General features: G+C 52.3%; 18 protein-coding genes. 10 read left to right on the forward strand and 8 right to left on the reverse strand.

The window, feature by feature from the left end:
* Nucleotides 1–45: 45 nt before the first annotated feature.
* The 4 genes from BM025_RS01250 to BM025_RS01265 all read left to right on the forward strand — a co-directional run bounded on the left by BM025_RS01250 (nt 46) and on the right by BM025_RS01265 (nt 3,304).
* Complete coding sequence (locus tag BM025_RS01250; RefSeq protein ID WP_085847296.1) at nt 46–783, forward strand: DUF484 family protein; 738 nt, start codon at nt 46–48, stop codon at nt 781–783.
* Nucleotides 780–1,727, forward strand: coding sequence for a tyrosine recombinase XerC (locus tag BM025_RS01255; protein ID WP_085847295.1), 948 nt, complete (start codon nt 780–782; stop codon nt 1,725–1,727). The genes BM025_RS01250 and BM025_RS01255 overlap by 4 nt, the downstream gene beginning before the upstream one ends.
* Before the next feature lie 303 nt (nt 1,728–2,030).
* Complete coding sequence (locus BM025_RS19300) at nt 2,031–2,375, forward strand: hypothetical protein (protein ID WP_085847294.1); 345 nt, start codon at nt 2,031–2,033, stop codon at nt 2,373–2,375.
* Nucleotides 2,376–2,605: 230 nt separating this feature from the next.
* Complete coding sequence (locus tag BM025_RS01265) at nt 2,606–3,304, forward strand: CDP-alcohol phosphatidyltransferase family protein (protein WP_085847293.1); 699 nt, start codon at nt 2,606–2,608, stop codon at nt 3,302–3,304.
* Nucleotides 3,305–3,436: 132 nt separating this feature from the next.
* Here the strand turns inward: BM025_RS01265 and ileS are convergent, their stop codons facing one another.
* Both ileS and BM025_RS01275 read right to left on the reverse strand, forming a co-directional pair.
* Nucleotides 3,437–6,466, reverse strand: coding sequence for an isoleucine--tRNA ligase (gene ileS, locus BM025_RS01270; RefSeq protein ID WP_085847292.1), 3,030 nt, complete (start codon nt 6,464–6,466; stop codon nt 3,437–3,439).
* Nucleotides 6,467–6,717: 251 nt separating this feature from the next.
* Nucleotides 6,718–6,903 (reverse strand): hypothetical protein, encoded by a 186-nt coding sequence (locus BM025_RS01275; protein WP_085847291.1) that lies wholly within the window; start codon nt 6,901–6,903, stop codon nt 6,718–6,720.
* A 287-nt stretch (nt 6,904–7,190) separates the two neighbouring features.
* Between BM025_RS01275 and BM025_RS01280 the strand changes: the two genes are divergently transcribed.
* Nucleotides 7,191–7,598: a group III truncated hemoglobin gene (locus BM025_RS01280; protein ID WP_085847290.1), complete on the forward strand. Its 408-nt coding sequence runs from the start codon at nt 7,191–7,193 to the stop codon at nt 7,596–7,598.
* Nucleotides 7,599–7,646: 48 nt separating this feature from the next.
* A complete protein-coding gene (locus BM025_RS01285) occupies nt 7,647–8,843 on the forward strand; it encodes an FAD-dependent oxidoreductase (protein ID WP_085847289.1) in 1,197 nt (398 codons plus the stop codon).
* Here BM025_RS01285 and BM025_RS01290 read toward each other — a convergent pair.
* Nucleotides 8,840–9,853: a YcjF family protein gene (locus BM025_RS01290; RefSeq protein ID WP_085847288.1), complete on the reverse strand. Its 1,014-nt coding sequence runs from the start codon at nt 9,851–9,853 to the stop codon at nt 8,840–8,842. The genes BM025_RS01285 and BM025_RS01290 overlap by 4 nt on opposite strands.
* On the reverse strand, nt 9,850–11,253 hold the full coding sequence (locus BM025_RS01295; RefSeq protein WP_085847287.1) for a YcjX family GTP-binding protein: 1,404 nt from the start codon (nt 11,251–11,253) through the stop codon (nt 9,850–9,852). Before BM025_RS01295 ends, BM025_RS01290 begins: the two co-directional genes overlap by 4 nt.
* A 124-nt stretch (nt 11,254–11,377) precedes the next feature.
* Between BM025_RS01295 and truA the strand changes: the two genes are divergently transcribed.
* Together truA and BM025_RS01305 are read left to right on the forward strand one after the other, a co-directional pair.
* A complete protein-coding gene (gene truA, locus BM025_RS01300) occupies nt 11,378–12,148 on the forward strand; it encodes a tRNA pseudouridine(38-40) synthase TruA (protein WP_085847560.1) in 771 nt (256 codons plus the stop codon).
* Between the two features lie 179 nt (nt 12,149–12,327).
* Nucleotides 12,328–14,076 carry a sugar phosphorylase gene (locus BM025_RS01305; protein WP_085847286.1) on the forward strand — a complete coding sequence of 583 codons (1,749 nt, stop codon included), beginning with the start codon at nt 12,328–12,330 and terminating at the stop codon, nt 14,074–14,076.
* A 171-nt stretch (nt 14,077–14,247) separates the two neighbouring features.
* On the opposite strand, the gene BM025_RS01310 is transcribed toward BM025_RS01305, so the two are convergent.
* Nucleotides 14,248–14,448, reverse strand: coding sequence for a hypothetical protein (locus BM025_RS01310; RefSeq protein WP_085847285.1), 201 nt, complete (start codon nt 14,446–14,448; stop codon nt 14,248–14,250).
* Between the two features lie 240 nt (nt 14,449–14,688).
* Between BM025_RS01310 and BM025_RS01315 the strand changes: the two genes are divergently transcribed.
* Nucleotides 14,689–15,033 (forward strand): hypothetical protein, encoded by a 345-nt coding sequence (locus BM025_RS01315; protein WP_085847284.1) that lies wholly within the window; start codon nt 14,689–14,691, stop codon nt 15,031–15,033.
* A 77-nt stretch (nt 15,034–15,110) separates the two neighbouring features.
* A complete protein-coding gene (locus tag BM025_RS01320) occupies nt 15,111–16,823 on the forward strand; it encodes a sensor histidine kinase (RefSeq protein ID WP_085847283.1) in 1,713 nt (570 codons plus the stop codon).
* 92 nt (nt 16,824–16,915) lie between these two features.
* Here the strand turns inward: BM025_RS01320 and BM025_RS01325 are convergent, their stop codons facing one another.
* The 3 genes from BM025_RS01325 to BM025_RS01335 form a co-directional block, all read right to left on the reverse strand.
* Nucleotides 16,916–17,089 (reverse strand): DUF1328 domain-containing protein, encoded by a 174-nt coding sequence (locus BM025_RS01325; RefSeq protein WP_085847282.1) that lies wholly within the window; start codon nt 17,087–17,089, stop codon nt 16,916–16,918.
* 94 nt (nt 17,090–17,183) lie between these two features.
* Complete coding sequence (locus tag BM025_RS01330) at nt 17,184–18,767, reverse strand: phospholipase D family protein (RefSeq protein WP_170842079.1); 1,584 nt, start codon at nt 18,765–18,767, stop codon at nt 17,184–17,186.
* The gene (locus BM025_RS01335; RefSeq protein WP_244515386.1) at nt 18,751–19,335 is read right to left on the reverse strand and encodes an RNA polymerase sigma factor; all 585 of its coding nucleotides are present in this window, start codon (nt 19,333–19,335) and stop codon (nt 18,751–18,753) included. The genes BM025_RS01330 and BM025_RS01335 overlap by 17 nt, the downstream gene beginning before the upstream one ends.
* Nucleotides 19,336–19,409: the final 74 nt, after the last annotated feature.

A 19,409-nucleotide genomic window follows, 5' to 3' on the forward strand; every position in this document is an offset into this window, starting at 1 on the left:
ACCAAGAGACTGGAAAAATCCAGCTTACGATTGAGGCAAAATCACATGAGCACCCAAATTCCCACGGCCCCCCATTCCAAAACAATGGCACCGTTGGCCGAAGAATTACGCGAAAAGATCATCTCAGAACCAGACATGATTCTGGATGACATCGATGTGATGAAAGCCCTGATCGCCGCCAATGAAAAATCGAGCGGTAGCAACATTGTTGATCTGCGCGGCATTGCGATGGATCGGCTGGAAAATCGACTGGACCGTTTAGAAGACACTCACCGCGGCGTGATTGCTGCCGCCTATGAAAACCTTGCGGGCACCAATCAAATTCACCGCGCGATTTTGCGCATGATGGACCCGCTTGATTTCGAAACCTTCTTGCGAGATTTGGGTGGCGAAGTGTCTGATATCTTGCGTGTGGACAGTGTCAAACTTTTGCTCGAAACCAAGGTCGAGGATGACGATCCTGTCGTGCGCAAACTTGGTGATGTTTTGGTCACGGCAGAGCCCGGCTTTGTCGACACCTATCTGACGCTCGGGCGCAACATCCCTGCGCGAGCGATCACACTGCGCCAAGTCGCGCCTGACACTGACATTATATATGGCGATGAAACGGGGTTTATCCACTCAGAAGCCTGCCTAAAACTTGATTTCGGCCCAGGGCGTTTGCCCGGACTTTTGATCCTCGGGGCAGAAGACCCACATATGTTCAAACCAGCGCAAGGCACTGATCTTTTGTCATTCTTTGCAGGCGTGTTTGAGAAAACCATGCGCCGCTGGTTGGCATGACCGCAAGCCCCGCATCAGGTGGGCTGACGGATGGCCTGCGTATGGCGATTGCGGATTGGCTTGATCTAGAACGCGCACTTAAAGCAGTCTCTGAGAACACAATCACCGCCTATCGCAGCGATGTCACAGGCTGGTTGTCGTTCTTGATGCACCATCACGGTGATGGCTTTGGCACGGGCAAAATCGCAGACCTCACCATCACAGATATGCGGTCGTGGATGGCATCAGAGCGCGCACGTGGTCTAGGCGCGCGGTCCTTGGCACGATCTTTGTCTGCGGTCAAAACATTCACCCGCTGGATCGCCGAACGTGACGGCTTTGATGCCACAGGCGTCTTGTCTGCACGCTCGCCCAAGTTTGGCAAAAAACTGCCTCGCCCGTTAACTGCGGATGCTGCCCAAGACATGATTTCCACCGTCGAACTGCAATCAACCGAACCATGGATCAACACCCGCGATGCCGCTGTTTTAACACTGTTGTACGGGTGCGGATTGCGGATATCCGAGGCTCTGTCGCTCACCGGCAAAGATGTGCCACTGGGCGAGATCATCCACATCGTCGGCAAAGGCAACAAAGAACGGATTGTGCCCGTACTGCCCGTCGCTCGCCGTGCTGTGGCCGATTATGTGCGCGAGTGCCCGTATAACTTGGAAGCCAACCAAGCCTTGTTTCGCGGCAAACGCGGTGGTGCATTGAACCCGCGTTTGATTTCCAAAGTGACCGAACGGGCCCGCATGCAGCTTGGCTTGCCATCCACCGTAACACCCCATGCGATGCGCCACTCTTTTGCGACGCATTTGCTAAATGCAGGCGGAGATTTGCGCGCGATCCAAGAACTATTAGGCCACGCTTCACTGTCCACAACCCAAGCTTACACAGCCGTTGACACCGCTCGGTTGCTCGAGGTCTATGAGGCAGCACATCCGCGCGCAAAAAACGCATAATCGCTTAGACGTTCCACCTTTTGTTCATGCCTTCTCCGCTACCATAAACGTAGCGCGACGGAGGCCTCATGACGCAATCTCACGGTCCAATCAAACCAAGCAGCGGTCATCGCCCCTGCGCAGCAGTCAGAACAGGCTAACGCTCACTATTGATTAAAAAGTGTTTCAAATTGAAAAGCTTTTCCTATCGATCGTTAAAGTTTGATTTTTAATCTCAAGCAGATATTCAATTAAACTGTTCACTTTGGGTTTCATGCGCCAACCGCACCACGTGCCGCGCGTCAATGACCAAAGGACTTAAATATGACCCTGTCCATCAATTCCGCCTCAATGGGTATGATGACCAGCCTTCAAAATCAGGCATCAACAACGGCTTCCAAACAAACAAGCGAAACAGAGCAAAGTAAACCTGCAGGCCCTCCCCCCGGTGGCCCGCTACCCAACGGTGCTCCTCCCAGTGGCTCACCGCCAAGTGGCCCTCCCCCAGGCGGTAAAAAAGAGACTTCCAATGCCGACCTGGCGTCCGTGTTCGAAATTTTGGTCTCAAACGAAACTGACGAGGACAGCGACGATGACACTTCCTCACAATCTGCTGAGAACGCGGCAGAGGCTGGATATTCAACGGCCTTGAACCTTTTATCAGCCTAGCAGAAATGCGACCGCCTTTGCGACATGATCTAAGTGTGCGACACTGACCTCGCGCGTTTGCGTGGGGGTCGGTTTGATGTCTGCATAGCTCGAATGAAACAAGGCAAAACCCGAAATGGAACCACATCATACAAAAATGCACCGCAAAAATCACCTTCAATAGCACTCAAAACCAAAACTCCAGTCAACATCCTCTTGCAAGATAGCGTCGCGACAGGCATCAAAGCCTTATGAACGCACGCCACATTTTAGCCAACTCCATCCATGTCCTCACGGCAATCGGTGCAGCCCTTGCTTTGCTCGCGCTGTTTTCTGCTGCCCAAGGCGCATGGAACCATATGTTTTTATGGCTGCTCGCCGCCCTTGTGGTCGATGGCATTGATGGACCTTTAGCTCGAAAAGTTGACACCAAAACCAACGCACCTCGCATAGACGGTGTGTTGCTGGATTTGGTCGTCGATTTTCTCACCTATGTGTTTGTGCCCATTTTTGCATTGGTGCAATCAGGTATGGTGCCCGGATGGACAGGCTGGGTCTGTGCGCTCAGCATCACAACTGTTTCTGCACTTTATTTTGCCGATACCCGCATGAAGACCGAAGACGCCAGTTTTGAGGGTTTTCCCGGCTGTTGGAACATGGTTGCATTGGTGTTTTTCGCCCTTGAGCCGCCTGTTTGGGCCATGGTCACGGTTATGGTCATCTTAACGCCTGCGATGTTCCTGCCGATCCGTTTTGTCCACCCAGTAAGGACGGTCAGATGGCGATATATAACCCTGCCCGTGACCCTTGCATGGATCGTGTTTTCGACGCTTTTGATGGCTGGCACCTATACGCACACGGTCGCAACGGGGCTTATCATCGCCAGTTTGTACTTGCTGGGCGTGGGTGCTGTGCAGCAAATCGTCCCGCCACGCCGCACCAAAACGTAGCGTTGATCAGGCGTCGCAAAGCACGCCTTGACCATCATTATCAGTCAAGAATATCTATAAAACCAAAAGCAAAAAGAGGGCCGAAGCCCTCTTTTCCTATTTTAGCAATCAGCGTTCAAACAAGACAGTCAATTAGCTGAGCGCCTCATCACAACGACCACACACGCCTGCGTGACTGTGCTTGCCAACGTCTGGCAAAATCTTCCAGCAACGCTGACATTTTTCACCCGTAGCTTTTTCAAACACCACACCAACGCCGACCACATCCGTCAAACGGAACGCTTCTGCGGGGGCGGGATCAGTCGTGACCGCGATGCCTGAGGTGATGCAAAGATCGTCGAAAGGCACTGTTTTCAAAGCCTCGACAATGGCGGCATCTTCGATATGCACCACAGGCGCGGCTTCAAGTGACGCCCCGATGACTTTATCCGTGCGCTGAATTTCCAACGCTGCGGTAACAACACGGCGCACTTGACGGATGCCCGCCCATTTCGCCGCCAAAGCGTCGTCTTTCCACGCTGTTGGTGTCTCGGTAAAATCGGTCAAGTGGATTGAACTTGCGTCCCCAGGGAAACGCTCAAGCCAGACTTCTTCCATCGTAAACACCAAGATCGGCGCAAGCCATTTGGTGATGCGGTGGTACAAAATATCCAACACAGTGCGTGCCGCGCGGCGGTTCAACGTGTCGCCGTCACAGTACAACGCATCTTTGCGCACATCGAAATAGAACGCTGACAAATCAACCGTCGCAAAGGTGAACACAGCTTGCCACACGCCCGAGAAATCAAACGAACGATAACCCTTTTGCACGGCTTCATCGACTTCAGCCAAACGATGCAAAACCCAACGCTCAAGCTCTGGCATGTCCGCTGGTTCAACGCGATCCGAGTCTGAAAAATCGGCCAAAGAACCAAGCATATAGCGCATGGTATTACGCAAACGACGATAGCTGTCTGCGGTGCCTTTTAGAATTTCAGGCCCGATGCGCTGATCGTTTGTGTAGTCAGCTTGCGCCACCCACAGACGCAAAATATCTGCGCCATATTGTTTGATGATGGTTTCAGGCACAATGGTATTGCCGATGGATTTGGACATTTTCATGCCCTTTTGATCCAGCGTAAACCCATGCGTTACAACGTTTTTATACGGCGCACGGCCTTTGGTGGCAGACGCCTGCAACAACGATGAATGGAACCAACCACGGTGTTGATCGGTGCCTTCCATGTAGACATCTGCGATGCCGTCCTCGGTCCCATCCTCGCGGTCGCGCAAAACGAATGCGTGCGTACACCCCGAGTCGAACCACACATCCAACACGTCAAACACTTGGTCGTAGTCAGCAGGATTGGCGATGCCGTCCAAGGTGCGCTCTTTAAAGCCATCTGTGTACCAAACATCTGCGCCGTTCTCTTCGAATTCGGCCTTGATACGTGCGTTTAAGTCATCGTTGCGCAGCAAGAATTCAGGGTCGGTGGGCAACAAGCCTTTTTTGGTGAAACACGTGAGCGGAACACCCCACGCCCGTTGACGCGACAGCACCCAATCAGGGCGGCTTTCGATCATGGAATGCAGGCGGTTGCGGCCAGTCTTTGGTGTCCAAGTGACCAATTCATCAATTGAGCGCAGCGCGCGTTCGCGGATGCTATCGCCATATTGACCCATGCCATCGTCGAGTTTTTTATCGACAGAGGCAAACCACTGTGGTGTGTTGCGGAAAATGATTGGCGCTTTGGAACGCCATGAATGTGGGTAGCTGTGCTTGACTTGGCCGCGCGCGATGATGCCGCCAGCCTCAACAAGTTTCGCGATCACTGTAGTGTTGGCCTTGCCCTCTTTACCTTTACGGTCAAAGACTTGAAGACCTGCAAAAAACGGCACGTGTGGCAAGAATTCGGATTCTTCGCCGACATTGTGTGTCATCCGGTCGATCCAGTTGCGCGCGACGAAACATTCATAGTCGTCCGCACCGTGGCTTGGCGCGGTGTGAACAAACCCTGTACCGGCATCAGCCGTGACATGGTCGCCGTCGATCATTGGAACATCGTAATCCCAGAAACCGACTTCGTCGGCCAATGCCCCGTCAGCCATATTGGGGTTAAGCTCGGCAAAGATAGCTTTGTCGATCTCAGAGCCATCCAGACCAGCAAATGGGTGAGCCATGTTGCTAATATTGTGAGGGTCCACGTCTCTAACGCGCTCAAAACATGTTGCCCGTGCCTTAGTCAAACACTCTGTTGCTAGATCATCCGCAAAAACATAGTGATCTCCGACGGCTGTCCAGCTTTCCTCTTCAGTCTCGGTCACTTTGTAGAGGCCGTAGTTGATTTTTGGATTATAAGCGACGGCCCTGTTGGACGGGATCGTCCAAGGAGTCGTTGTCCAGATCACAACACGAGCGTCACAATCTAGCAGATAAGTTCCATCTTCAATTTCATTGCCGCGAACATGCTTAATCTTAAACGGCACCCAGATCGTGTGCGATTTGTGATCATGGTATTCAATTTCCGCCTCGGCCAGCGCTGTTTTTTCAACAGGCGACCACATCACGGGTTTTGAGCCTTGGTACAACGTGCCGTTCATCAAGAACTTCATGAATTCGTCGGCGATCACAGCCTCGGCGTGGTAATCCATCGTCAAATAGGGGTTATCCCAATTGCCTTCGATGCCCAAACGCTTGAATTCTTCGCGCTGAATATCCACCCAGCTGTCGGCAAATTTGCGACATTCTTGACGGAAATCGATGACAGGCACGTCATCTTTATTTTTACCTTTGGCGCGGTATTGTTCTTCGATCTTCCACTCAATCGGCAGCCCGTGACAATCCCAACCCGGCACATAACGTGCATCATGGCCCATCATTTGGTGCGAGCGCACGATGATATCTTTGATGGTTTTGTTCAGCGCGTGACCGATGTGCAGATGCCCGTTCGCATAGGGAGGGCCATCATGCAAAACAAAAGGCGTGCGCCCGTCAGCTTTGCCTTTGGCGCGCAATTGATCGTAAACGCCAATCTGCGCCCAACGTTCCAACCAACCTGGTTCGCGCTTGGGCAGGCCTGCGCGCATCGGAAAATCCGTTTTCGGCAAGTTCAAAGTGGGTTTGTAATCGAGTTTTTCAGCGGAAGTCTCGGTTGAAGTCTCAAGAGGGGTATCAGCGCACATCGCGGCATATCCTGTCAGAAAAGTCTGTCAAAGGGGGTGATCGGCGCGGGTGTCCATACGCCTTGTCCCGGCGGCTCAAGTTCAGAGCGCCGGGCTGGTAATTCGAATAATGATCGATACCATGAAATTCATAGCCCGCTTATATGGCGCGCTCTCGCTGGGGTAAAGCCGTCTGTGCGTGCGACATATAAAAAGGGGCTGCAAATGCGCCCCTTTTCAATCTTTAATACTGTATCGCGGTCAAGTCGCGCCTAGTGGGATGCGGATGAGCTAGAGTGGCTACCACACCAATCATCGGTTTTCACCACGGGCCATACGCCGCGCATTTCATCTTCGGTCAAAAAGACAGGTGGGTTCAAACGGCAGAGACCAGCCTCGCTTGCAGCTGCGGCTTTGGTTTCGAAGAAAGAGCATGATTTACAGGCTGTAGCGGACATAATTGAACTCCATACTAATTTTATGCGGTCATAAGTCTAGCTGGCTGGCAACATGCTGGCTTGCTGGATATGAGTCTTGTTTAGAACAGTTAAAAACAGATGTCAATAATTTATTCAATAAAAACAAATAGTTGACTATTTTACTAAGCCACAAAAACAGTCGGATTTATCGCAGCATTCCTTATAAAAATGATAGGATACGGTTAAATACTCTGCGACACAGTGCACAGTGGTCGCGGCGCCTCCCTTTGATCTACCGTGCGATGACCCTTCAGGAGCCACCGACAATGTCCGTAATGCTGCCAAAGTTCCCCATTTCACCTGAGCACATCGAATTGGTGGTGACCCGTTTTTACGCAAAGGTGCGCAATCACAGCGAACTTGGTCCTATTTTCGCCAATCACGTCCACGACTGGCCCCCGCACGAGGCCAAGATCACCCGCTTTTGGCGCAACGCAATCGGGATCGAACGCAACTATGATGGCAACCCGCAAAGGGCCCATATGGCAGCACCAGACATTCAAGGGCACCATTTTGCACTGTGGTTAGGTCTGTTTGACGAAACGCTACAGGACAGTCTTGCGCCTGAAACAGCGGCGGCATGGTCGGCTTTAGCCCATAGGATTGGGCGGGCGCTAAAAATGAGCATAGATCAACGTGACGCCCCAAAAGATGCACCGCCACGACTGTTTTAAACACTGAGATATGTGATACAGCGTCATGCGGACGTCAGAAGGCCTACCATGAAAAAACGTCTTAAAATCGGTATCGCTGGTGCGGGCATTGGCGGATTGGCAGCTGCGGCACTGCTTGCAGATCAATCCCATGATGTGACCGTGTTCGATCAATTCGACACGCCAAAGCCCGTGGGATCAGGTCTAGTGATCCAACCTGTCGGGCGCAGGGTTTTGGATGCCATTGGCGCGGGGCATTCGGCACGGGCGATGGGGCGAAACATTCATCGGATGCTAGGGCGCGAGATGCGCAGCGGACGACGGGTTTTGGATGTCAGTTATGGGTCGAGCTATGGGCTGGCTATTCACCGCGCCGCCCTGTTTCAATGCCTGATGGATGCCGTTATCGCGCGTCCCGTCCGGTTGGCAACAAATCACAGCGTGACTAGACGCGATGCAGCTTATCTTGAATTTGAACAACAAGACCGCGCAGGCCCGTTTGATTTGATCATTGATGCCAGCGGAGCACAATCACAGTTGAGCCCGCTCACCGCACGCGCCCTTCCCTACGGTGCGATTTGGACCACGGTAGATTGGCCCAAAACTGACCTATCCCTCACCGAATTATCGCAACGCTATCGCCGCGCTAATCGCATGATCGGCGTGATGCCCATCGGGGTCATGCCCGGTCAAACCACACAAAAAGCCGCGCTGTTTTGGTCGCTGCCACGCGAGAGTTATGACGATTGGCGCGCTGGTGGATTGGCTGCATGGAAAGCTGAGGCCCATGATCTGTGGCCCGCGCTGGCCCCGTTTTTGGACCAAATCACATCCCAAGATCAGATGGTTATGGCGCGCTATTCTCATGGTACGCTGCGCAGACCGTTTGGGAATGGGATTGCCCACATCGGGGACGCTGCGCACCGCGCCTCGCCGCAACTTGGTCAAGGGGCAAATATGGCACTCTTGGATGCTTGGGCCCTCAGCGAAGCCTTGCGGTATTTTCCACTTGAAAACGCTCTGCCCGCCTATGCGCGCGCACGGCGTGGGCATGTCATGGCCTATCAAAGCATGTCAGCGACCTTCACGCCGCAGTATCAATCTGACAGCCGTATCTTGCCCTTTGTGCGGGATCGTATTTTATTTCCCCTATCGGTTTTACCGCCTGCCAAACAGATTTTGACAGCGCTCGTCAGAGGTAACATTTTGCCGCCCTTGGGATACCTGACACCCCAAGATCAACCTGCTCTTTTAAACGAAATTTAGCTCTGTCCAAACAGGCCCGTCAACGCACGCTTTACCGTGCCTGAAACGGACGGCTTGCTTGTCGCAGCAAAAGGCAACGGGCGGCACACTTCGATCGCGGCCACCCCGACACGCGCTGTCAATGCGCCGTTGACCACACCCTCACCAAAGCGTCGCGACACTTTCGCCAACACTCCGCCACCGGCAAGAGAGCCGATCAAATCGTCACCGACAGCAACTGCGCCAGTGGCGACCAAATGCGTCAAAACCGAGCGCGTCACGCGCCAAGACCCTAGTGTACCAGAGCGCCCACCATAAATTTCAGCAATGCGGCGGATCATCCGTAAGTTGGCGGTCAAAGCCGTAAACACATCAGCCAAAGCGATGGGAACAAGCGCCGTGACCATCGCAACCTGACGTGCGGCGGCTTCGACTTCGCGGCGGGCAGCCGCATCAAGCGGTACCAAAAATTCCGTTTCGGCAAGCTGTAAAAGCCCATCGGCATCAAAGACTTCGCCTTTGCGTTCATTGAAACGCTCATTGCCCCAAGACACATCATCGCGGGCTTTGTAGACCACCTGCAATTTATCAGTGACAGCGCGAGCCGCGGTCAAATCACCATCGGCCGCAGCCATCACCGCAGCTTTGTGCAGCGTATCGATGCGCTTGAGACGGGCGAAAGCTGCCAGTTCTTTGACTGCGATCGCGATGAGAATAAAAACAAACGCCCCTGTCAAAGCCAAAGCCCCATAGCCCAAAGCAGGGTTGCGTGCGATCAGGCCTGCGACGAAATCATAACTGGTCAAAGTGACGACAAAAACAAACAGCGCCAGCAGTAAACGCCAAAACCAGCGTGCCAAAACAGATGGTTTGCGCGCGGCGAACACCGCAGCGCGTTCCATTGCAGACGGCGCACGCAAAGGGGCCAATTCCGGCACGGGGTCCGCTGTCGATGGCGTCACGGTTGGGGCATCATCCAGTTCGATCAAAACAGGGCCACGATTGGATTTGGGCGTACCAGCATCAGTCATAGCTTGTCTCCGATCAAAAAATCAGCCGCGCGATCAAGTCGAATATGGGGTGGACCTTCACCTGGTTTGAGCGTCAAGCGCGCGGGTTCAAACCGCATGATTTCATAATCTCCATCCAGCCATTTTTCAGCGCCTTTGCGAGCGGGCGTCAAAATATGAGATGGATCCTCGGGCAATTCACCGGGATAAAATGCGGCTTGTTTGCCACTTGCAGTTCGACCGCGCACACAGTCCAACATCTGACCATCATGATCAATCGTCTCTTCAACCGTGGCGCGCAAAGCCGCGATGGACATGGCATTTGTACGCGCCCCTGAGAAATCCGCACGATCTTTGGCGTCGCGCACCAGTGCTTCCATAATGGCCGTCAGGCGCGGGTGTTGCGAGTGATGGATATGATCCGCTTTTGAGGCTGCAAACAGCACGCGGTCCACGCGGCGCTGCCCCAACAAAGCAAGCAAACGCCCGACACGACCCGGGCGAAAGGCGCTGAGAATATCAGACAATGTGCGGCGCAAGTCTTCGACCGCTTTGGGGCCGGCATGAATCGCACCAAGCGCATCGACCAGCACCACTTGGCGGTCAATTTTGGCGAAATGGTCGCGAAAGAACGGCTTTACGACTTCGCGTTTATAAGCTTCAAACCGGCGCTCAAACTCACGGGCCAGACTGCCCCGCTTGGCCGCACTTGGCGGCAAAGGCGCAAAGGTCAAAACGGGCGACCCATCCAGTTCCCCCGGCAATAAAAAACGCCCCGGCGAGCAATCCGAATAGCCCGCCTCGCGTGCCGATTTCAAATAGGTTGTAAAGCTGTTGGCCAGCGCTTTGGCACTTGGTTCATCGTGTTTTTGATCAGACGCAACAGCATCCAGCGCGGTCAGAAAATCAACGCTTTGAGCACGTGATTTGGCAGCGGCAATAGAGGCTTCGGACCATTCCGCATAGGATTTTTCCATCAAGCCAAGGTCCAAAAGCCATTCGCCGGGGTAGTCTAAAATGTCCAAATGCACGGTGCGCGGGCCGGATATAGCCCCCAAAATACCCGTAGGCTGAACCTTAAACGATAAACGCAATTCAGACACAGCGCGGGTGCTGTCGGGCCAATGGGGGTCAGGTGCAGTCAGCGCGGACAAATGAGTTTCATAATCGAACCGCGGCACAGTGTCGTCTGGCTGGGGCTGCAAATAAGCGGCTGTGATGGCAGAGGATGCGCCAAGCTGCGGCATGCGACCGCGATCCAACAAATTAGCTACCAAAGATGTGATGAACACCGTTTTACCAGACCGCGACAGGCCTGTGATTCCCACGCGAATGACAGGTTCGAACAAAGCCTCGGTCACACCGTTTTGTACTGTTTCCACACCGCGCACGATGCGATCAGCAATATCACCTATGATCAAACCCCTGCCCCTTCACAGTTTTTCTTAGCTCAACATAAGCAGGCATCAGATCATTTGAAAGGTGTAGCGCACATGAGGCAGCGAAAGACTGGACGCGGGCGCTGCGGCGCGATACATGGCGGGCATGCCCAGATTTGCACTTTTAATAGAATACAACGGCGCGCCATTTTCAGGCTGGCAACGACAGAAGGATCAGCCCTCTGTTCAGCAAGCTGTGGAAGAAGCGTTGCGTAAAATTGACCCTGACTGCCCAGCAATTGGCGCGGCGGGACGTACGGACGCTGGCGTGCATGCTAAAGGTCAAGTGGCCCACTGCGACCTAGTGCGCGACTGGGAACCATTTCGATTGATGGAGGCGGTGAATTTTCACCTCAAACCCCAGCCTGTTGCCATTTTGGATGCTGTGCGCGTTGCCGATGATTGGCACGCACGCTATGCGGCCTATGAACGGCGCTATACGTTTCGCGTGATCGCGCGGCGTGCGCCTGTGGCCCATGGGGCTGGTTTGGTGTGGCAAGTGCGCGGACCGCTTGATTTGGCCGCCATGCAAGACGGGGCGAAACGCCTGTTAGGCACCCATGACTTCACCACCTTTCGTTCAACCATGTGTCAGGCTGACAGCCCTGTGAAGACCATGGATGAGATCACAATCGAAGAGCTAGACTATTCATATGGCAAGGAATTTCAGTTCCATTTGCGGGCGCGATCCTTTTTGCACAACCAAGTGCGTTCCATCGTTGGATCACTTGAGCGTGTCGGCGGCGGGCATTGGCCAGCCGAGCGGATCACTGAGATTCTTGAGGCCCAAGATCGAACAGCCTGCGGCCCTGTCAGCCCACCAGATGGTCTGTATATGACAGGCGTTGGATACAAAACGAAACCCTTTGGGTTCTAAGGCACAGGCGAGCGACAAGGCACAAATCGCTTTAAGTTGATTAATTCATGTGCAAACGTCTAAAATATACACATAAAATCCCGTGATCGCCCTAAAACTGCACACAGATTTGCGCGGTTTATATTGCTCGCACTGCGGCTCTTTGCTCTACAAGACCAAAGAGCAACGAAAGTGGGCCCATGGCAAAACCATCGTCAAAACTGCGCAACACTCTAGCGACCTTGTTGGCTCAAATTTATCCAGATCAAACCTCAAGCGCTCTTGTGGATCAGGTGATCGATGCGTTTTGGCCGGACGAGCGGCAAGTGCGCGGTCGCGGGCGGGCGCTTGGCAATACTTTGTGGAATGAAACCGACACTTTGGTGATCACCTATGGCAATACGCTTGTAGATGGGCAGCACAAACCCCTGGATTTGTTGCGTGATTTTTTAGATCGCTATGTCAAAGGCGTGATTTCCGGCGTGCATATTTTGCCGTTTTTTCCATTCACATCAGACGATGGGTTCGCCGTCACCGATTACCGCACCGTGAACAGCCAACTTGGTGACTGGGCTGATATTGAACGCATCGCAGATGAGTTTAGGTTGATGTCGGATTTGGTGCTAAATCATGTTTCCTCAAATTCAACTTGGTTTTCAGATTATCTTCAAGGGCATGAACCCTATGATAAATTTTTCAAAGAAGCACTGCCCAGCGATGATCTAAGCAGTGTTGTACGTCCACGCACCTCGCCCCTTTTGCGCGAGGTCGAAACAGCAAACGGCACCAAACATGTGTGGTGCACGTTCAGCCACGATCAAATCGATCTCGATTTTGAAAACCCCGAAGTATTGTTGGAATTTTTGCGCGTCACGCGGCTGCATATAGATCACGGCATTCGGATTGTACGGCTCGATGCTGTTGCGTTTTTGTGGAAAAAAATTGGCACGTCTTGCATTCATTTGCCTGAAACACACGCCATTGTTCGGCTTATGCGGGTCTTGTGTGACTATACCGAAGAGCCCGTGGTTTTGCTGACTGAAACCAATGTACCCAACGCGGAAAACCTCAGCTATTTTGGCAACCGCAATGAAGCCCATATGATTTACAACTTTTCGCTGCCGCCGCTTTTGCTGCATGCGTTGCTCAGCGGGACCAGCGTGCATTTGAACCAGTGGTTGATGCGGATGCCGCCCGCGCAATTGGGCTGTGCCTATTTGAATTTTGCAGCGTCACATGATGGCATTGGCGTGCGTGGGGCCGAAGGATTGCTGACAGGTGAGGAACTTGGCGGCGTGATTGGCGCGGTGCGCGACTTTGGCGGCAAGGTGTCAATGCGCGCCCTGCCCGATGGATCGCAAAAACCATATGAGTTGAACATCACGTTTTTTGACGCCCTCAAAGGGACGATTGAAGGTGGCGAAGATGCACATCAAATCGCTCGTTTTCTATGTTCGCAAACGATTGTCATGGCGCTTGAAGGCGTCCCTGCCTTCTACATTCACTCGCTACTGGCGACCCCCAACGATGTGGAGGCTGCGGACAAAAGCGGCATGAATCGCGCGATCAATCGCCACCGTTGGGATTATGCAGAACTGCGGGCCAAATTGGATGACCCAAGCTCTGTGCACGCACAGGTTTTGACAGCCTTAAAACAACGTATTTCTGTGCGCACGGCCCAAAAAGCATTTCACCCGAACGCAACGCAGTTCACCTTGCAATTGGGGGACAAAATTTTTGGTCTTTGGCGTCAATCGCTCAACCGCGACCAATCAATTTTTGCACTGCACAACGTGTCAGATACCCCGCAAGACGTGCCGTTGTTGTCGATCAATCTGATTGATGGCGAAGATTGGTATGACCTTTTGAGCAATGAAAAATTGGACCTATCCAGCGGCGAGGTGCATTTTGCCCCGTATCAAGCGCGTTGGATTTCAAACGTCAAATAGCCCAAGCACCCTGCCGGTTTTATGGCCCACGTCCTTAAAAATGGCCCACGTCCCTAAAGTTTCATCGATCGCACAAAAAAAACCCGATGCCTTAGCACCGGGTTCAAGTTCGGATGTCAACAGGGACAAACAGGACGGGAGGACACTGTTATATCAACATCCGCGAGGGATTCATGTGTGAGAGTAAAGGGGTGTCGGCGCAGACAGCCGACGCGCTTGGTGGACGACAATCGTACGAACAATGTCTTCATCCAAAGTAATCGGCCCAGGCACCGTGACGGGATACCGAAATGTTTTGCCATCGCGTTCAACGTCAACACGTGCTTGAAATACACCAGCGGTGGCGTCGTACCTGATGTTCTTGATCTCCATGTCAGCACCTTTTCCCTTTGTTTCAATAAGGTAACTCACGCGGATACAATTGGTTCCAACATCAATTTCGCTAACCCTAAATTTATTTTAATGGGTGCCCTAACGTCTTGCTTGTTCACAGCACATCGTTCACGCCATGCACCTTGGAAAATCGGGCGCAATCACCCGTCTGTAAATTATTAAAGACAGACGGCTTAGACTGTGTCATCTAAGAACTTAGCTTCATTCAAGGATACGCAAATGACTGCTGCTGACTGCCGATTGATGGTGATGGGGCTCACAGGAATTGTCCTGCACGACCTTATTGGGGTGATGGAAGAAAGCATTGCAAACTTGCACGTTTCTACCGCCAAAACAGAAGCCGATGCCATAGCCCAACTGGCAGAGGCACAAAGCTGGACATATGCTTTTTTGAACCTTGGGCCAAATGCCTTTAAGGAAAGCGCGCTGTCGAAAATTTTGAGTGACCTTGGAGCCAAAGTGATTTTGCTGGGGAACACCGCCGAAGATGCAGCAGAGACCAGCCCTTATCCTGTTTTGGTCCGCCCCTTCATTGCTGATGACATATTACGCCTTTTGGGGTAAAAATCTGATCGTTTTTGTGTCCTTGTGGCAATCAAAGGCTATATAAATCAGATGTCAAAATCGAAAGACCTAAGAGAATGAAAAACATCCTGTCTCGTGTGTGGTCAGGCGTCGACCGTTTGGGCGTGCGTCTTGCTATTGTGCTAGCGGTGGCTTTGCTACCGTTGATGATTATTTCCATCGTGCGTTCACAAAGCGTGGTGAGCGAAGCCGTCGCCCGCTCGCAGGGGGCCTTGGTTGGTGAAACCCTACGCGCCGTGCAAGAAGAGGTGATCATCATCGAACGCGCCAAAGCGCTGGCACAAGCACTCAGTCGCTCTGTGCCGATTATGTTGGACGATCCCGAGCTGTGTACACGCTTGATGCACGACAAACTCAATGACACCGCATTTTCATTTGCTGGATTTTACGACACCACAAGTTACGTTCCCTGTTCCACTGCGGATGAACCATTTAGCTTTGGTATGACCGTTGATCTGGCAGAGCAACTTGCAGATCCCAAACCTATTGTTTTGATCAATGAACAAGCCCCAATATCAGGGGAATCAGTCATCTATGCGTCTCATCCTGTGTTCGACACGGATGGCAGTTTGATGGGCTTTACCGCCATTTCTGTGCCACACAAAAGGCTGCGCACGTGGGTGTGGGACGAACCTGACGCCGTCTTTTTGACTCTGAACTCCCAAGGCAAGGTATTGACCTCACCGGGATCACTGGAAGACGCCGAACTGATTTTACCACAGCTGGAGCCTGGCCAAGACATCACCAAGCAACCTGTGAGCTTTAGCACCGTGGGTCGCGATGGGATTGAGCGGCTTTATGCATTGGTTCCCGTGGTGAAAGGCGAGCTTTACGCGCTGTCGTCGTGGCCAATGGACCGCGAGGTGCAAGGCGATTTCTATCTTAAAAACCCCGCCCTTTTCCCTGCTTTGATGTGGTTGGCCAGCCTTGTCGTTGCTTGGTTTGCGGCCTCGTTGTTTGTCACACGGCATGTGATTAAATTGAAACGCTCGATGCAAGGGTTTGCAGAAACACGCACGGTAACGACACACAACCAATTTGCGGCCGCTCCAAAAGAGTTGCGCGAAGTGGCCGATGCGTTCATCGGTATGACTGACACAATCATGCATGATGAAGCCCAGATTGAAGATACCCTACGCCAAAAAGACGTTTTACTGCGTGAGGTGCATCACCGTGTGAAGAACAATCTACAGCTGATCGCATCCATCATGAGTATGCAGATGCGCCAATCGCGATCCAAAGAAGTACGTCAATTGATGCAAAGCCTGCATGATCGCGTCAACAGTCTAGCCACGATCCACCGCAATCTGTATCAAACCTCTGGGCAAGCCGACATCAGCATGGATGAACATCTTGATGCCATCGTACATCAAGTGGTCAGAATGGCCGCTTCACGCGACAAGTCCATAGATTTGAAAACGGACTTTGCCTCGATACGTTTGAATCCAGATCAGGCCGTGCCTTTGTCTTTGTTCGTGACCGAAGCCATGACCAATGCTTTGAAATATATTGGTAGTGTGAAAGGCAGTTCGCCCAGTTTGTCCGTCAGCCTTGTCAGCTTGCCAGATGACTATGCACAAGTGACCGTGACCAATTCGGTAACCCCGAATGCTGCGGCACCCGATGCAGAAAAATCATCGGGCTTGGGGTCGGAATTGATGGAAGCCTTTTCCGAGCAACTAGAAGGCGAATTTGAGGTGAACTTGGATAACAATCAATTCACAGTTCATCTGACCTTTCCCGTCGAAGCCTTAACAGCCAAATCATAAGCTTTTAGGGCATCCCCCTAAAGCGTAAACAAAATTAAAAGGCCCCGCAGATTGCGAGGCCTTTCACTTGATCATAATCGTAACATTTATACTTATAACGGTGGTTTACCGCGCACAGCGCGTGCCAACATGGCAACCACAAACAAGATCAAGAAAATCACAAACAGAATTTGTGCGATCCCTGCCGATGCCCCAGCGATGCCGCCAAAGCCCAGCGCACCTGCAATCAGTGCAACAACCAGAAATGTTAAAGCCCAACCTAGCATTGTTCGTCTCCTTATTTTGGTGTCGGTATGTGTTGTTCTGCTAAATCAACTGCTCAGGGCCCATTTGGTTCCATCGTTTTTTACCGATTGCGTATTACACCATCTCTTCAGGCATTCCTGGCACGGGTATACTGGCTTGGGCAGCAGGCTTCCTATCATAGGGCACGATAAACCCCCTGCGCTGCTCGGCAGGCAAATCGGCATTGCGCAACGCGCGATCCAACCAAACATCAAATGCAGCATCAGGCGCATGATCGGTTTCGCCCCCCAACCAATGATCGAAAATCTTTTTGGTCAGCATTTGAACCTGTTCAGGTGCAGACAACAAAAGCCCCGCTTCTGCGTCCCATTTCATGCTGCGGCCATTCAAGTTGGCGGACGACACAATCGCTGCCCTATCATCAAAAATGGACACCTTAGAATGCACATAGACAATCGGCGCATTTTCCAACGTTGCGCGTTTTGAAGATGTATCGCGCGCGTCAGGTTCACGCGGCTGCACAGGGCTGACCGCCAAGAACCGTGTCCCAAATGTTCGGTGTAACCGACGAAACGCGCGCGCTTGCAAATGTTCGCCGAACCGCCCCGCCAACCCTGGCGCATCACTAAACGCTGCAACTTCAGGCGCGGCAGGCAGCAACAATAGCAGACGTAAATCGGGGTTGTGTTTGCCTGCTTCGACCAAAGCAGACACAATGCGACGATCTCGAAAATACTGCGATTCCAGATAGATAAATCGTTTGGCACGCTTAATCTGTGCAATATGTTCTTTGAAAATCGTATCGCTGATGGTCTTGGGGGCCAGATGCCACGCGTTGCGGGACCGCTTGCGCGACAAAGTTGTCAAGAAAGGCGATGAGACCCGTTTTATGGGCTTTTTTCCCGCAATCACATCTGGCAAGTTTTGCAGATGAACCGTGGCGTCGGTCGCAACATCTGGGCTGTGAACAACCAATTGCAGGTCATGCCAAGTGTCTTGTGCGGGTTGATTGTGCTCTGCATCGTCAATGCGACGCTCGTTTAAATCAAGCCCGCCAATATACGTTGTTTTGCCGTCAAAAATTGCCATTTTATGGTGCAACGTCACAGGGTATTGCTGTGGCAACGCTCCGCTGCGCACACAGACCTGCCCGTCTTTAAAGGACAAAAGATCGCCTAAACCGGGCAAGTATTTAAGGCGCTCTTCCGCCTCGGATCCCTCATTGAAATCACGGGCAATGCTGCGCAGCTCTCGGCGTGTTTTGGCAGCAAACATAAGGCGCGATACAATGCCCGCTTTGGCAGGGTGAAGCACGCAGCGTACAGTCATCTGTGCTGCATTTGGGGCTGATATTTCATTCAGATCCGTCAAAATTGCCATGAAAGTCCATGCCTGTTCATGCATATCTGGCGCCATGACAGGATCAAAATCAGACAGAGTTAGATCGATAGGAACGCCCCTGTTGAGCGTGTGCAAGAAAAGATCCGCCCATGTATCCCCCACACCACGCGCAGCCTCTGAAAGCAATTTTGTGCGCGGATCGAACAGGCGAAACCCCATCACAATGCTGGTCTGAGCCGACAGAAACAATGATTCCAATCTAGGAAATGCTTCTTGGGCAGTGACCAAGACCTCGATGTCGGCCCCGCCCTTAAGGATGCGATTATCGCTTTCTAATGAGTTAGTCGCGTCGGACACTTTGACCTGCATTCACAACTGCCATGGTGCCACTGTCCGTCAATTCCAGTGAATCATCTGGCGATAAATCTAAAAGTTCAACCAAACGCTGACGTGCGCGGTTCACTCGGCTTTTCATCGTGCCTGTCGCAACGCCACACATTTCTGCCGCTTCGTGATAGGCAAAACCTGAGGCTCCCACCAAGGTCAGCGCTTCGCGTTGATCGGCTGGCAGTTGCACAAATGCTTTTTGAAAATCCGAATAGGCGAGACGCCCGTCATGTTCGGGTTTCACCGCCAACTTACCACTGAGAATACCGTCTACATCCGCCACTTCACGGCGTCCTTTGGTATAAGTCGTGTAATAAGTGTTGCGCAGAATCGTGAACAGCCAAGCGCGCATGTTTGTGCCCACTTGGAACTTATCAATCGATTTCCATGCCTTCATGACGGTTTCTTGCACCAAATCATCGGCCAAGGTTGGATTACGGCACAAGCTCAATGCAAACGCACGCAATACGCCAAGATGTGTGACCAATTCGTCTCGTGGATCAATATCCGCGACGATTTCATTTTCCATTTTGGTCATCTTGCTCCCTCAATTTGCCAATCAGTGACATCAGGTCAGAGGGCAGCTCCTCAGCGGCTTTGTCTTGAAAGGAA

It is taken from the genome of Pacificibacter marinus (genome assembly GCF_900109555.1).
In the GTDB taxonomy this organism is placed as follows: Bacteria; Pseudomonadota; Alphaproteobacteria; order Rhodobacterales; family Rhodobacteraceae; genus Celeribacter; species Celeribacter marinus_C.